Annotated in this window: 8 protein-coding genes, 1 tRNA gene and 1 pseudogene; 5 read left to right on the forward strand and 5 right to left on the reverse strand. The window is 51.3% G+C overall.

The features are described 5' to 3' along the window. Positions 1–4: 4 nt before the first annotated feature. Genes V3388_RS13480 through V3388_RS13495 form a run of 4 tightly spaced genes read left to right on the forward strand, consistent with a single transcriptional unit; the run spans position 5 to position 8,669 of the window. Positions 5–2,140 carry a site-specific DNA-methyltransferase gene (locus V3388_RS13480; protein WP_336368093.1) on the forward strand — a complete coding sequence of 712 codons (2,136 nt, stop codon included), beginning with the start codon at positions 5–7 and terminating at the stop codon, positions 2,138–2,140. Positions 2,141–2,143: 3 nt separating this feature from the next. Further along, positions 2,144–4,732 carry a DEAD/DEAH box helicase gene (locus V3388_RS13485; RefSeq protein WP_336368094.1) on the forward strand — a complete coding sequence of 863 codons (2,589 nt, stop codon included), beginning with the start codon at positions 2,144–2,146 and terminating at the stop codon, positions 4,730–4,732. A gap of 32 nt (positions 4,733–4,764) precedes the next feature. Beyond that, positions 4,765–7,419: a TrlF family AAA-like ATPase gene (locus tag V3388_RS13490; protein ID WP_442915652.1), complete on the forward strand. Its 2,655-nt coding sequence runs from the start codon at positions 4,765–4,767 to the stop codon at positions 7,417–7,419. A gap of 11 nt (positions 7,420–7,430) precedes the next feature. Then, positions 7,431–8,669: an RNA-binding domain-containing protein gene (locus V3388_RS13495; protein WP_336368096.1), complete on the forward strand. Its 1,239-nt coding sequence runs from the start codon at positions 7,431–7,433 to the stop codon at positions 8,667–8,669. A 387-nt stretch (positions 8,670–9,056) separates the two neighbouring features. Here V3388_RS13495 and V3388_RS13500 read toward each other — a convergent pair. The 3 genes and pseudogenes from V3388_RS13500 to V3388_RS13510 all read right to left on the reverse strand — a co-directional run. Then, positions 9,057–10,013, reverse strand: a pseudogene (locus V3388_RS13500) (IS3 family transposase); the annotation flags it as partial. Between the two features lie 122 nt (positions 10,014–10,135). Next, positions 10,136–10,819: an inovirus Gp2 family protein gene (locus tag V3388_RS13505; protein ID WP_336368097.1), complete on the reverse strand. Its 684-nt coding sequence runs from the start codon at positions 10,817–10,819 to the stop codon at positions 10,136–10,138. Positions 10,820–11,114: 295 nt separating this feature from the next. Further along, positions 11,115–11,309, reverse strand: coding sequence for a helix-turn-helix transcriptional regulator (locus V3388_RS13510; protein ID WP_336368098.1), 195 nt, complete (start codon positions 11,307–11,309; stop codon positions 11,115–11,117). A 398-nt stretch (positions 11,310–11,707) separates the two neighbouring features. Here V3388_RS13510 and V3388_RS13515 point away from each other — a divergent pair, with 398 nt between their 5' ends. Continuing rightward, entirely contained in the window at positions 11,708–12,547 is an 840-nt protein-coding gene (locus V3388_RS13515; protein ID WP_336368099.1) for a hypothetical protein, read from the forward strand. An 11-nt stretch (positions 12,548–12,558) separates the two neighbouring features. Here the strand turns inward: V3388_RS13515 and V3388_RS13520 are convergent, their stop codons facing one another. Continuing rightward, positions 12,559–13,794 (reverse strand): tyrosine-type recombinase/integrase, encoded by a 1,236-nt coding sequence (locus V3388_RS13520; RefSeq protein WP_336368100.1) that lies wholly within the window; start codon positions 13,792–13,794, stop codon positions 12,559–12,561. A 195-nt stretch (positions 13,795–13,989) separates the two neighbouring features. Next, positions 13,990–14,066 (reverse strand) — tRNA-Arg (locus V3388_RS13525). Positions 14,067–14,119: the final 53 nt, after the last annotated feature.

A 14,119-nucleotide genomic window follows, 5' to 3' on the forward strand; every position in this document is an offset into this window, starting at 1 on the left:
GTTAGTGTCACGACTGACCGATTTGATTGCCAAGGCAAAAGCCAAAGACGCGGCGTTAGGGGCCGAGCTGGATCGAGAGTTCAAAATGCTGTCGTCACGGTTACCCTTCGGGCTGAACTTCGAGCGCCATAGCCCGGAAGCGGTAGAATTGCCACTGCGACCGATCCGGAAGGGTGACAAGGTGCGCGTATTGCCGGAGCGTGGTTCCACCAAGAAGGGCGATCAGCGGCTGTGGCAGGTGAAGAGTATCCAAAGAGCCAAGAAGTCGGCTGTTTTGGAGTTACTGGGTGCCGAAGAGAGCGAAACGCAAACCGTGGCACTGGATGACCTAGTGGTGGTGGCCGAGTTCCGCGACACCATCTATCCGGGCCTGGTCAGTACCGGCAAGGTGCTGCGTGGCGGCGATAAGCCGTGCCATACGGTCATTAATGGTGAAAACTATCATGCCCTCAAGGCACTAACTTACACCCATCGTGGCAATGTTGATGCCATATATATTGACCCGCCTTACAACTCGGGCGCGAGTGACTGGAAGTACAATAACAACTACGTTGGCGAGGACGATATTTATCGCCATTCCAAGTGGCTTGCTTTCATGGAGCGGCGCTTGCTAATCGCGAAGGAGCTACTTAAGCCGTCAGGTACTTTAATAGTCACAATAGACGAGCACGAGGTTCGTCGCTTAGGGTTGTTGCTGGAACAAACATTAGAGGGATTCACTATCCAGCAGGTCACAATCGTGATCAACCCTAAGGGTGTGACACAAGGTTATCTTTCACGTGTGGAGGAATATGCGTTCTTCTGTTTCGGTCCTGAGAGCAAAATCTTCGCAGGGGACGATGATCTCCTGACAACGACGGACTCGAAAGCATCTGATGATGGCCACGCGCGCCCTCGGTGGAAAGGATTACTTCGATCAGGGGATGAAGCGGAAAGAAAAGATCGTGAACAGATGTTTTACCCTATCTGGATCAACCCCAAGACCAAGAAGATTGTGAAAGCAGGCCAATACCTTCCTCTTGGACAAGAACCCGACTTTAACCTAACTGATTCGGACGGCAACGTTGCGGTCTGGCCTGTACGCAAAAACCTAACGCTTGGAAGATGGGGAGTCGGAGTCAGTACATTTAACGATCTTGTCAAAAAGGGCTTTGTAGCGCTTGGAGCGTATGACAAAAAACGCAAAACGTGGGGCTTTTCGTACCTGTCCGAACAGCTTCGTAAGGAAATTGAAAATGGAACCTTAGTTGTGCTGGCTCGAGATCCAGTGACTGGGGTCGCTGATGTAGTTTACGACGGTGCTGCGACCAGAAAAGTCCGTACCGTTTGGCACAGGACAAAGCACGACGCCGGCGCGTACGGCACCGATTTAGTCGGAAAGTTTTTGGGCAATGGTCGCGCATTCCCGTTCCCCAAGAGTCTTTATGCTGTTGAAGATGCCCTTCGCATAATTGTTCGAGGGAAGCCCGACGCTGTTATCCTCGATTTTTTCAGTGGTTCAGGATCAACCGCGCATGCGGTGATGCGCCTCAATCGACAGGACGGTGGTCGACGACAGTCGATATGCGTCACCAATAACGAAGTTCGTTCCGATGAGCAAGCCGCTCTGCGCCAGGCGGGACTACGTCCAGGTGATCCCGATTGGGAGAGGCTGGGTATCTGCGACTACATCACCAAGCCGCGTGTTGCCGCTGCCATCACAGGCAATACTCCGGACGGTCAGCCGATTAAGGGCGATTACAAGTTTATCGACGAATTCCCGATAGCAGAAGGTTTCGAGGAAAACGCCGAATTTTTCACCCTGACCTATGAAACCCCATTATCGGTCAGTCACAACCTGGCGTTTAGCCGAATCGCGCCCTTACTGTGGTTGCGCGCTGGAGCGCGAGGGAATCGTATTGACAAGCTGCCCGCCGATGGATGGGCGGTGGCCGATGCCTATGGACTGCTCAACGACGTGGATGCTGCCACACCCTTTATCAAGGCGCTGGCCAAGGCGGGAGGGGTACGCATTGCCTACATCGTTACCGACGATGACCGGCGCTTCCAGGCGATTGGCAAGCGGTTGCCCGATAGCATCGAGCCAGTACGCCTGTACGAGTCATATCTCACCAACTTCAGCTTTACCAACGGAGAATAACGGATGAAGTTCACGCTCAAAGACTATCAGCGCGACGCCGTCCGCGACTCCTTGAATAACTTGGGCAAGGCTCGCCGCCTTTGGCATGGCGAAGCCGACAGGACTGCGTTTTCACTCACTGCAGTAACCGGCGCGGGTAAAACAGTCATGGCTGCGGCCACGCTCGAGGCGCTGTTCCACGGTGACGATGAGTTCAACTTTGATGCCGACCCCGGCGCAGTGGTGATTTGGTTCAGCGATGACCCATCGCTGAATGAGCAGACCCGTTTTCGTTTCATCGAGGCCAGCGACCGGATCAACTACACCGACTTGGTAGTGGTGGAAAACACCTTCAACAGGCCGAAGTTCCAGGCTGGGAAAATCTACTTTCTCAATACCGGGAAGCTCAGCAAGAATAGCCTATTAGTGCGTGGCCATGATCCGGAGGAAATGGCGGCCAAGGTTGATGGCACTTTCCCCGAGATGCGCCCCGATCTGCGTGCTTACACCATTTGGGACACCATACAGAACACGATTGAAGATCCGGATTTAACGTTGTATCTAGTGCTAGACGAGGCTCACCGTGGTCTGGGCCCGCAGACGACAGCTAGCCTGAATGCCAAGAGCACTATCGTCCAACGGCTCATCAATGGCGTAGGTAGCGTGCCCGGCATCCCGGCGGTATGGGGTATCTCGGCCACTGTGGAGCGATTCAACAAGGCGATTGAGTCCGCAGGCAAGCACATCAAGCTACCCAATGTGGAAGTTGATGCGTCCAAGGTGCAAGAGTCTGGCCTTATCAAAGATACCATCCTGCTGGATATACCGGACAATGTCGGTGACTTCGATACAGTTCTGGTGCGGCGAGCGAGCGACAAATTGAAAGAGTCCACCGTGGCTTGGGCAGCTTACTCCAAGCAGCAGCAGGAAGCCCATATTGTCGTGCCGCTGCTGGTTTTACAGGTGCCCAACACGCCCGACCCTGATGAAATCGGACGGGCCCTAGATACCATTTTTGAGCGCTATCCCGAGCTGCCCTCTGCCAGCGTGGCGCATGTTTTTGGAGATCATACTACGCAACGGTTCGGCAACCGGGACGTGCCCTACATCGAGCCGCAGAGAGTCGAGGAGTCAACCTGGGTGCGGGTGTTGATTGCAAAGGACGCCATCAGCACAGGCTGGGATTGCCCGCGAGCCGAGGTCATGGTGTCTTTCCGTGCAGTCAAGGACAAGACCCATATTACGCAGTTGTTGGGCCGTCTGGTGCGTTCGCCACTGGCTCGCCGTATCCCTGGTAATGATCGTCTAAATGCGGTTGATTGCTTGTTGCCTAAATTCAATCGCAAGGCTGTGGAGCAGGTTGTCGATGAATTGACGACCGGCAGCGAGGCGGCAACGCCAGGCCGCGTATTGATCGACTATATCGAAGTGGTGCCGAACCCTGCTGTTTCGGCTGCCGTATGGGATGCGTTCGAGGCGTTGCCGTCGCAGACACGGCCGCAGCGAGGTGCCAAGCCTGCTGTCAGGTTGACCGCGCTGGCACATGAATTGGTATCCGACGATATTCTCCCTGGTGCGGGCAGGCTAGCCCATGCAGAAATGCATGTGGTGCTGGATAAGTTTCAGGCAGACAACGCAGCCAAGATCAAGGCCAAGCGGCAGGCTGTCCTGGTTGTAGACGGTAAGACCGTGAAAGCGGACATTCTGGGCCAGGGGCGCAGTCTGGAACAGTTCTGGGAAGATGCCGACATGGCGGTAATCGACGACGCTTATCGCCGTGCAGCGCGCATCTTCAGCCCGGCGATCGCCCATTCGTATGTTGACCACTTGGCCAGTCTGGAAGCCGACCGTGATGATGATCCGGAAGCATTCCTGGAAGCCATTGTTGAAGCTCGCGTAACTGTTGCTGGCTTGGGCCTGGTTATTGAGGCAAAGGCTTATTTCGATGCTGAGGCGGACAAACTGGCGAAGGCCTGGTTGTCCAAGTATCGGGAGCAGATCAGGGCCCTAAGCGATGATCGAAGGGAATCCTATCGGCAGATCATCGAAATGAGCACGGAGCCGCAAGACGCAGGCTTGCTTAAGCCAGAGGCCCGTTATGAGGCGACCAAGGCAAACGAAAATGGAAAGGTGAGAGTCTTCCCGGTCTGGGATAGTCACTTGCTATGCGATCAAGCAGGCAGATACCCGGCTGACATGAATGACTGGGAGCGTAACGTTGTCGAGACTGAATCGGCTAGGCCGAGTTTCTTGTCCTGGTATCGCAACCCGCAGCAGCCAGGACAATCCTCGCTGGGTATCGCCTACCAGGAAGCTGGCCAGTACAAAATCCTGCGCCCGGATTTCATCTTCTTCGCCGAGCAAGATGGTCAAATCGTCGCGGATATTGTTGATCCTCACGGGCTCCATCTGGCCGATGCCTTGCCCAAGCTTCGAGGCCTCGCGGTGTATGCAGAGAATCACGCCAACGCATACCGCCGTATTGAGTCTGTGGCAGAGGTGAAAGGTAGGCTGCGAGTGCTTGACCTTACTAAGGCTGAAGTGCGGAAACAAATCGGTGCAGCAGCAGATGCTGGCAGTTTGTTTAGTGACTCCATTGCTGAAGATTATTAGCATTCAACAAACATAAAATCGGTGTCTAGCGTATGTCGAATCAATACACCTATGCTCGTTTTTGGCGTTGTGCTCTCCAGGTTAACCCTGTGAGTTACAACCGTGCATACCGTGGCAATGATCACGGCATGGACGAAGCCGACTATAACCAGGCTTTGCTGGAAAAATGCAAAGCTCTGGATATTAAGGTGATCGGACTAGCTGACCACGGCAGTGTTGATAGTGTCGATACGCTGCGCAACACGTTGGCACCACATGGCATCGTAGTTTTTCCAGGATTTGAGATCGCTTCTAACGATAAGACTCACTTTGTTTGCTTGTTCTCAGAGGACACAACCACCCAGCAGTTGGAACGGTATTTAGGAGTGCTGGACCTACTAGATCCAACCGACGGAGTGTGCCCCTCACGGCTCAGCTCAGAGCACCTGATTGACAAAGTAGAGGAGCTCGGTGGCTTCATATATGCCGCTCACTGCACACAGGACAGCGGGTTACTGAAGAACCGTCAGAATCATGTCTGGCAGAAACCAAATCTTCGTGCTGCACAGATCCCTGCTTCGGTTGAAGAACTCAAAGGCGTTGAGGACGACTTCTATCGCAAGGTGATTCTCAATAAAAACGAAAGCTATCGACGCGAACGGCCAATGGCAATCATCAACGCCAAGGACGTAGCCAAGCCCGGTGATCTTGAGCATAGCGGAGCAACCTGCCTGATCAAGATGACACGGCCTACCTTTGCAGCCTTCAAGGTTGCTTTTCTTGACCCAGGCTCGCGAATTCGTCTGAACTCTCAGCAAGCAGAAAGTCCTGTCGGTGCAATTTTGCACATGATGGTCTCTGGTGGATATTTGGATGGCGTGGAGGTGGATTTTTCCGAACATTTGAATACCGTCATCGGGGGGCGTGGCACAGGAAAGTCGACGCTTCTGGAGTGTCTACGTTACGCGCTGGACATCCCCCCGAAGGGTAAGCAAGCTCAGAAACTTCATCAGGAGGTGATCAAAGAGAATCTTGGCCGTTCCGCAGGGCGAATTGAGCTTAAGGTCGTGTCCTCAGCGCAAAATGGTAGGCAGTATCTGGTTTCCCGCCGCTTCGGAGAGCCGCCGATTGTGCGTGATAGCAAAGGTGACGTTTCTACACTACATCCCCGTGATTTGCTTCCAGGAATTGATATTTATGGGCAAAACGAAATTTATGAGTTAGCCCAGGACGAAACCAGTCGCCTTCAGTTGCTTGATCGCTTTCTACCTGAGGACAGTGACTTCGCGGGGCGCAGTGCCGAACTACACAAGCACTTGCAGCAGAACCAGCAAAAGCTGGCCAAGGCGCTCAGTGATTACGATGATCTTAAGGCGGAGGTGGATCGCCTGCCGAAGCTGGAGGAACAGGTTCAAGGCTTTCAAACCCTTGGCATCCAGGAGAAACTGGCAAAAACATCACTGCTGGCACGTGAGCGTCAAATTGCCCAACGCAGTAATGAAGAAGTGCAACACTTGCGCGATGGACTGACCGCGCTGCGTGACAACCTCCCGGACCTCACCTTCCTGAGTGACAAAGCGCTGGACGGACTGCCCGATGTCGAACAACTGAGACCCATCCGAGTGATCCTAGATCGGCTCCAGCAAAGCTTTACCAAGCATCTTGGAGCGATGCAGGAGGAGCTGGCAGAAGGTGAGGAGCAGCTGAGAGCTCAGCTTGCTTTGTGGCAGCAAGCCTTGCAGGGCAACGAGGTGGAGTTGGAGAAGGCGTTACGCAGCCTGCCCGCCATGGCGGGGAAGAGCGGCCAAGAAGTCGGTACAGCGTATCAACGCTTGATGCAAGAGATTGAACGCATCAAGCCCATGAAGTCACGACTTTTGAATTTCGAGAGCCTTCGGGACAGTTTACGACAGGAGCGTCGTAATCTGCTTGCGGGATTATCTGACCTGCGCACTCAGAGGACCCAGGCATTGCAAAAGGCGGCGAAAAAGCTCAGTAAACGTCTTGAAGGGAAGCTTAAGGTCGATATCGTTCCTGAGGCGGACCGCTCACCGCTAAAGCGATTTCTTATGGGCTGTCGCCTGGAAGGTATAGGCGAGAAACGATTGGCTTGGATTGATGAGCAGGAGGTTTTGAACCCGCTTTCCTTGGCGCAAGACATTCAGAAAGGCGCAGCGACACTACAAATGGATTGGGGCCTAACTCCCACAATGGCAGAAGCACTAGCGAAGCTTCAACCATCTCAGATTATGGCCTTGGAGGCTCTTGAGTTAGATCATCGGGTTGATATCTTTCTGAATGTTGCGCACGGTAACTTGGAGCCTGTGTTCAGAGCTCTGAATAGACTTTCTACCGGTCAACAATGTACAGCTATCCTCCACATGTTACTGCTGGAAAATGCTGACCCATTGATTATGGACCAGCCTGAGGACAATCTGGATAACGCGTTTATTGCTGACCGAATTGTTACCGAGCTGCGAGACGCGAAAACCAGCCGTCAGTTTCTGTTCGCTACCCACAACGCCAATATCCCCGTGTTCGGTGATGCGGAGTGGATTGGCGTATTTACCGCCTCAGAGAACCAAGGCTCTCTTGGTTTCGAGGCTCAAGGATCAATTGATGTTCCATTGATTCGTGATCAGGTTGCAAGCATCTTGGAAGGTGGGCGAGATGCGTTTATCCAGCGAAAGGAAAAGTACGAATTTTAGAGGTTTACCTTATGTTGAAGTCGGAATTGTTGGAAATCATCGCTAACGGAGAGAACTCCGGCGTTGAGTTCAAACGCGATGATTTGCGACCAGAACAGTTGGCGAAAGAGATCGTGGCGCTTCTGAACTTCCAGGGTGGGAAACTGTTGCTCGGTGTGGAAGATGACGGCTCAATCACCGGCATACAGCGTCCAGGCTTGGAAATTTGGGTGATGGATACAGTGTTTGGCCGATATGTTCACCCAATGGCGCTCCCGTACTACGAGGAAGTGGCACTCGATGATGGCCTGCGAGTCGCTGTCCTAACTCTGACTCAAGGTACTGCCAAGCCCTACGTAGTTCGCAACAATAACCGTGAGGAGATTTTTGTCCGTGTAGGTAGCACATCGCGCTTGGCAACGCGCGAACAACAGGCCCGACTATTTGAAAGTGGGGGCATGTTGCACGCCGAGATATTACCTGTCTCCGGTACTGACCTTGATGATTTGGATAAAGCTCGCCTGGGCGATTACCTTGTGAATATTGCTGGTGACCAAGAGGAGCCGAAGACATCGGAAGATTGGGAGCAAAGGCTGATAGGCTTAGGTTTTATGGTGGAGCGTCCGGGAGAACCTGCCATATGTACCATAGCGGGTCTGATATTGTTCGGTCGTAGCCCGCGCCGCAGCTTGCGATATGCAGGGGTTCGATGGATGTCTTTTGCTGGTGACACCAAAGAATATCGGGCGCAGGATGACACTATACTTGATGGCCCTTTAGTCGCATTGTGGGATGGCAAGCCGGGAGCTGGACGCAGTATCGTCGATGATGGACTTTTGGAACGTCTAGTTGACAGGATGGGGCCATTCATTTCGACGGAAGACACTGAGCTCGATGGCGGTTTACGCCGAGAATCGACCTATCGATACCCATCCGATGCAATCCGAGAAGCACTCCTTAACGCATTGGTTCACCGTGACTGGACCCGCTCGATCGAGATTGAAGTAGTTAACTACGCTGACCGCTTGGAAGTCATAAGCCCTGGTGCTCTCCAGAACTCAATGACAGTTGAGAAAATGCTGGCTGGCCAACGCTCTCCACGAAACCCTATCATAGTCGAGATAATGCGTGACTACGGTTATGTAGACTCCAGGGGCATGGGGGTACGTCGTAAGATTGTTCCCTTGACACGTGACTATGCCGGAAAAGATGCGGAATTTGACCTAACGGACGATTACCTGCGCGTAGTGATTCCGGCACGTAATGACTGATTTTGATAGCTGTGCACATTCGGATTAGATGCAAATCCTGTCCACGCAATCACAATCGGGTGCAGGCCATCGCTGGCCCGGACCTTCGATATATTCAAGGTTGACGGACCCATCTCGGTCTGTGTGGGCTGCTCAGGTTCATAACCGCAGCCTGCACGCTCCCAGTAAACGCTCTTGGAAACGAGCCATAAACTGCTGCGCCGCTGCTTCTCCTGCCTGTGCACGATTGACCTGTAACGCGAGTTAACATCACCAGTACCAAATAGAAGAACAGCAGTCGAATTCGGGCGACGCGAAATCTCTTGAGTGAGGGAGGTTCAATTGAAGAATCTGGGCATTGATAAGGATACCGGTGTAGTTGCCCCCGCTAAACCGGACACCACATCATCAATTTGATGCCAGTTCCGCCCGGTACTCCCAGGGCGATTTCATTTTCAGCCCCTTATGCGGGTGGCTACGGTTATAGTCCTCGATCCATTCCGGCAACCTAGCCATCACTGTGGCGGCATCAGGGAGATCGTTCAGATACACATAGTCCCGCTTGAACGTCTTCACGAAGGCCTCCGCCATGCCGTTACTCTGCGGGCTTCTCACGGGTGTGGTACACACCACAAAGCCCAGAGAGGACGCGAAGGCCCGCGTTTCTTTGGCAATGTAGCAACTGCCATTGTCCGTCAGCCATTCCAGCGGATGAGGCACTCGCTCTGACTGGCCGAACCGGTATTCCAAGCTTTCCAGCAGTAGGTCCTGAACCATCTCACCGGTTATGCCACCAGTAGTCGCTACATAGCGAATCAGCTCGCGATCACAGCAGTCCAGGCTGAAGGCTACACGGACAACCTCCTTGTTCCAGCAGCGGATCTCAAAGCCATCTGAGCACCAGCGAAGGTCTGGCTTCAACGTGATTACCTGGCCGTTGTGGCAGCGCTCTTGAGGTCGCCCTGTATACCGGGCTAACAGCAGCCCATCCTGCTTCATCAGTCGGTACACGCGCTTCTGGTTTACTCGCTCATCGTTGGCTGCGAGCAACCGATTCAGTCGAGCAGTGATCTTTCGATAGCCATCGGCAGCACGGGCCTCGCAACGCTCTCGGATAAACGGTAAATGCCGGTTATCGTCCTGTTTGCTGTATCTCGGGCCTCAGCCTTTCTGGCGACCATGAAGGCGATCCAGAAGATTGGAGCGCGATACGTTCAGCACTTCCGCAACCTGCTTCAGAGGGTATCGTCTAGTGGCGCTAACGGCATGCGAGAGATCAAGTTTTAGACTTAGCCACATTCAGGGTTTCCAGCAAGGTATTTCAGCTCCCATCGCGTCGCGGCCCGAAATCTGCTCTAGCTCCTGAGGCTAGGTCTTGCACCTGGCGTCCGAAACATCCGTCACAACTTGCTGCTGGAGGGGCTCGACGTGACGAATGTTCCAGAATGACTCCTCTGAAATGCCCTCTGTGGAGGGCGGAAGCTTTTCTAGAGCGTCCCTTGTTTCGTTCTGCTGGTGCCAAAGTTATGGCTCTTCGTTCCGAACTGCTTTGTGGCCAATTTCGCGAAATAACTGATTCGGTAGAATAGGGCGTTATATTTCTCTTTTCTGTTGATCCGATAGATCGGGTTCTCAGGGATGTGTATAAGCGCATCGGCCACGCTCTGATCCAACCTGAGCGCATTTGCCCAGGCGCCGCTGATCATGCTGTATAGGCTCCCGGAGTGGGGATTGAATTCGCCCAAGCCCTGGAAAGTCTGCTTGTTAAAAAATAGCACGCAGTGATAGTGGGCGTTGCCCGTATGCCCAAATTCCCTCGTCCACGCGTAATGCACTTTGGTTCGATGGAATCTTTTCCCTTTCCGCACAGTCTTTGCCTGCCTTGCCGCTATCTTTGCTTTTAATGATTCGATAAATCGGTTGAACACTGGCCGTTCAATTGGATAGCTTGCTGTATTGGAATGAAGAGGTAAACGTAAGTCGACCCTGACGGCCATTATGTCGGCGTGATCGTTTAATGCTCCCTGAATGGTCTCATCCAGTCTTTGCAAGTAATTATAAATGAAAGGGCCTTTCTGCCATATCAACGGCATCCCGTTGTAGAAGTACCCATTATAAATCCAGAGATTCCGATCCTGAGGGTGTCTGTATAGGTATGAAGTGTCACTCATTATTGTGCCTCTATAACTAAAGAATTAGATTGAGTAATCCCTTTGCAACCATTGTGATTCAGTGAGTGCTATTGGATGTTGTATCTGATGGTTTGATTAACTGTGATGTTTGACTGATATATCTATTGATATTGCTAAATGTATAATATTAAAACCTACATTCAGTTTGTTGGGAGCGCCGTGTGTTGGGAGTCATTTCTCAAGTTACGAGTGGCAACTTTGTGGAGGCATCACTCTGCATAAATATTAAGCTCGCCTAGTGAGGCGCCGATCAGTTATGGGTTCATCGCTCTATTCACTGATGGTTTTCGATGTCGCGGTTCTTAATCTTCGCCGCGATCCACTCGTGAACTTCGGAATCGACCCAACCAACAGACCGCCCGCCAAGGGGGATGGGTCTTGGGAAAGTGTCTGCATTAATATATTTGTAAATAGTTGAACGGGCTAGCCCGCTCATTTCCATTACGTCTTTTAGTCTGAGAACTCTCATGTTCAACCTCCTTTCCATTTGTCTCAGAACATCTAAGTAGGTCTGTATAAAATGATAGAGGTTGTCAGTTTTAGTGCCGCTTTTCGCAAGGGAGGCAGCAATTAGAAGGGTGGGGAAGCAGTGATGGGTTCTTTTGGGGTTGGCCTTTGGCTGTGTAAAAAGACATTTTTAGGTTATTGTTAGAGAAAGGTCTCCAAGTCGTACTGAAAAAAATAAAGCGTAACCTGTTGTTTTTTAGTTGAATGGTTTGAAAAATTTATCCTATAAACAATCTATAAAAAACCTAGAAAAATGATATTTTGTAGTATAAAATGGTTATATTAATGATATTTGCTAGCTAGGATTTGGTTAAAAAAGGTGCTTTAAGCATCTGGTAGTATGCTGATTGAGAGGTTGACGTGGCCATAAAGTATGATTATCAGGAGTATTTGCCGGAGTCTTTATCTGACTTCCAGTATAGAGAGCTTATTTGGCTTTGGTATTATCTTGAGGGCAGAGGTTGGCAGTTGGATATTGCTTGTCTTAGTAATCCAGAAGCCCTTTCGATTTTTATATCTAGAGCCTTGGGTGAAGCAGAAGAGAAGCTGTTTTCGGAGATTAGAGAAGCTAAGTCGATGTCTATAATTGACTCAAAAGAAATCACGGTTCTTAATGGATCGGATCGGCGAGTTATAAGTTGGCTTTTGTATCAGGTTCATAAATTATATAACTTTAGTTTTCGTTCGGAGTGGTTTCATAATTACTTGTCAGATGAGAGCGTATTTTTGGCTGCACTTGATTGTGATAGTCGCTCTGTAGTTGCAAAAAAAGAAATATTAGCGCAATTGCGCGCTAATTGGTCATCGGTATTAGAGTTTGATCAATATCTGAATTGGATTGATGACAAAGATGAAGAGCAAAGTTATTGGTTGTTGAGCCAGGCAAGTAGCGCTAATTTGCCACATGAAGTTCTTGGGGAGGTAAATGCGCCAATTAACTCAAAAGAAAGGGTTATCAAGTTTCGTTGTATTTTGGATCAATCGAATCTATCTATTGACTTAAAAAAAGATTTTGTTGATAGGCTGAAGCGGCAGTGGTCAGCGAAGGGAAGGTTAAAAAGCAAGGACAGAGTTCAGTCTAATTTGTTAGTTCTTCCAGAAACAAAGGATGGGATTAAAAAATTAAAGGGTAGGTTTCAACTAAAAACTGGAGGGGAAGTGTTAGACAAGCTTGTAAAAGAGGCTCTAAATAGAGAATAGGTAGCTTCTCCTCAGCTTGAAGGGGGGGTACTTGTTTTTTTTAACTTATATAAGTAATCGGCCCATGCTTGCATCATTTGTCTTCTTTCTTTAAGGCGGGCAGAGCGGTTATATGCGGCCGCTACCTGATCGCGCTGTTTGTGGGCAAGCTGCAGCTCAATAACCTGTGGTTGCCAACCCTGCTCGTGTAAAAGCGTTGATGCTGTCGCACGGAATCCATGACCGACCATCGTGGTGCCGTCAAACCCCATGGCTTTGAGAGCAACGTTGATGGTGTTCTCCGATAGTGGTCGACCGGCTCGCACTGATTCGAACACCAGATGTTGATGGCCGGTTAGTGTTTGTAGTTCTTTGAGTATTGCTAGTGCTTGCTCAGACAGGGGGACAATATGGTCTGGCACCCTTCCAGCACGTTTTGCCTGTTGGGTGCCTTTCATACGTCTCCCCGGTACAACCCAGGTGGAGGATTCAAGGTCTATCTCCGTCCACTCGGCGTTGCGAAGTTCTCCAGGGCGTAAGAACAGCATGGGTGCCAGTTTCAAGGCTGCCCTGGTGGACGCATGGCCACCATAGGCATCAATGGCTTTCAGAAGGGTGCCGAGCTCTTCCTTGGAGGTGATCGCAGCTCTATGTCGCGTGGGAACAGTTTTGAGAAGACCTTTTAAGGCCGATGTCGGGTCGGTCTCCGCGCGTCCCTCAGCAACTGCATACCGATAAATCTCTCCGATCCGCTGCCGGATTCTGTGAGCTGTTTCGTGTTTACCCTGGTCTTCAATCTCTCGAAGCGTTTCCAGAACTTTGGCCGGTTTGATATCAACTATCGGCAAATGACCAAGCTTTGGGTAAGCCCATGTCTCCAACCTTTTGCGAGCCACTTTTATGGTGCTATCAGCAAGCTCACCTTTCTTGAGTTTCAGCCATTCCTCAGCGACCACCTTGAAGGTGTCGTTCTTCTCCTGACGATTTGCTTTCTCTCGTTTTTTTGTCTCATTGGGGTCAGCGCCCTTGGCGATTTGCGCTCTTGCATCGGCGCGCCTCTGACGAGCTAGTTTCAATGAAACGTCTGGATACACTCCCAAGGCGAGTGTTTTTTCTTTGCCCCCGAACCGGTACTTCATCCGCCAGTACTTTCCTGATGGCTGGATATCCAGGTACATGCCTGCGCCGTCGGAGAGTTTCTTACGTTTGCCGTACTTCTCGAAGCTTGCGGATTTGACCTGTCGGTCTGTCAGCTTATCCGTGGCCATTTAGGAGTGTCCTGCAGCGTTTGGGGGTACAAATCTTACTATAGCGGAGTGGTTTTTAGTTTGCACCCCAGTATGTACCCCCATAGGTCATGGCTTGATATGGATTTCAGCGGATGCTGGTAGACGAATGATGAAGTAAAAAATGTTTAAAAATGATGAGTTGCGGACTTCGGTGGATCTTTGTGGAAGCGTAGTTGGTACCCCCGGCAGGACTCGAACCTGCTACCTTCCCCTTAGGAGGGGGACGCTCTATCCAGATGAGCTACGGGGGCCTGTTAGGGCGAGATTCCGGGCCGGTGCTGGCCCCGGGGGGACCTTGGCTGGA

Source organism: Marinobacter sp. C2H3 (genome assembly GCF_037080155.1).
In the GTDB taxonomy this organism is placed as follows: domain Bacteria; phylum Pseudomonadota; class Gammaproteobacteria; order Pseudomonadales; family Oleiphilaceae; genus Marinobacter.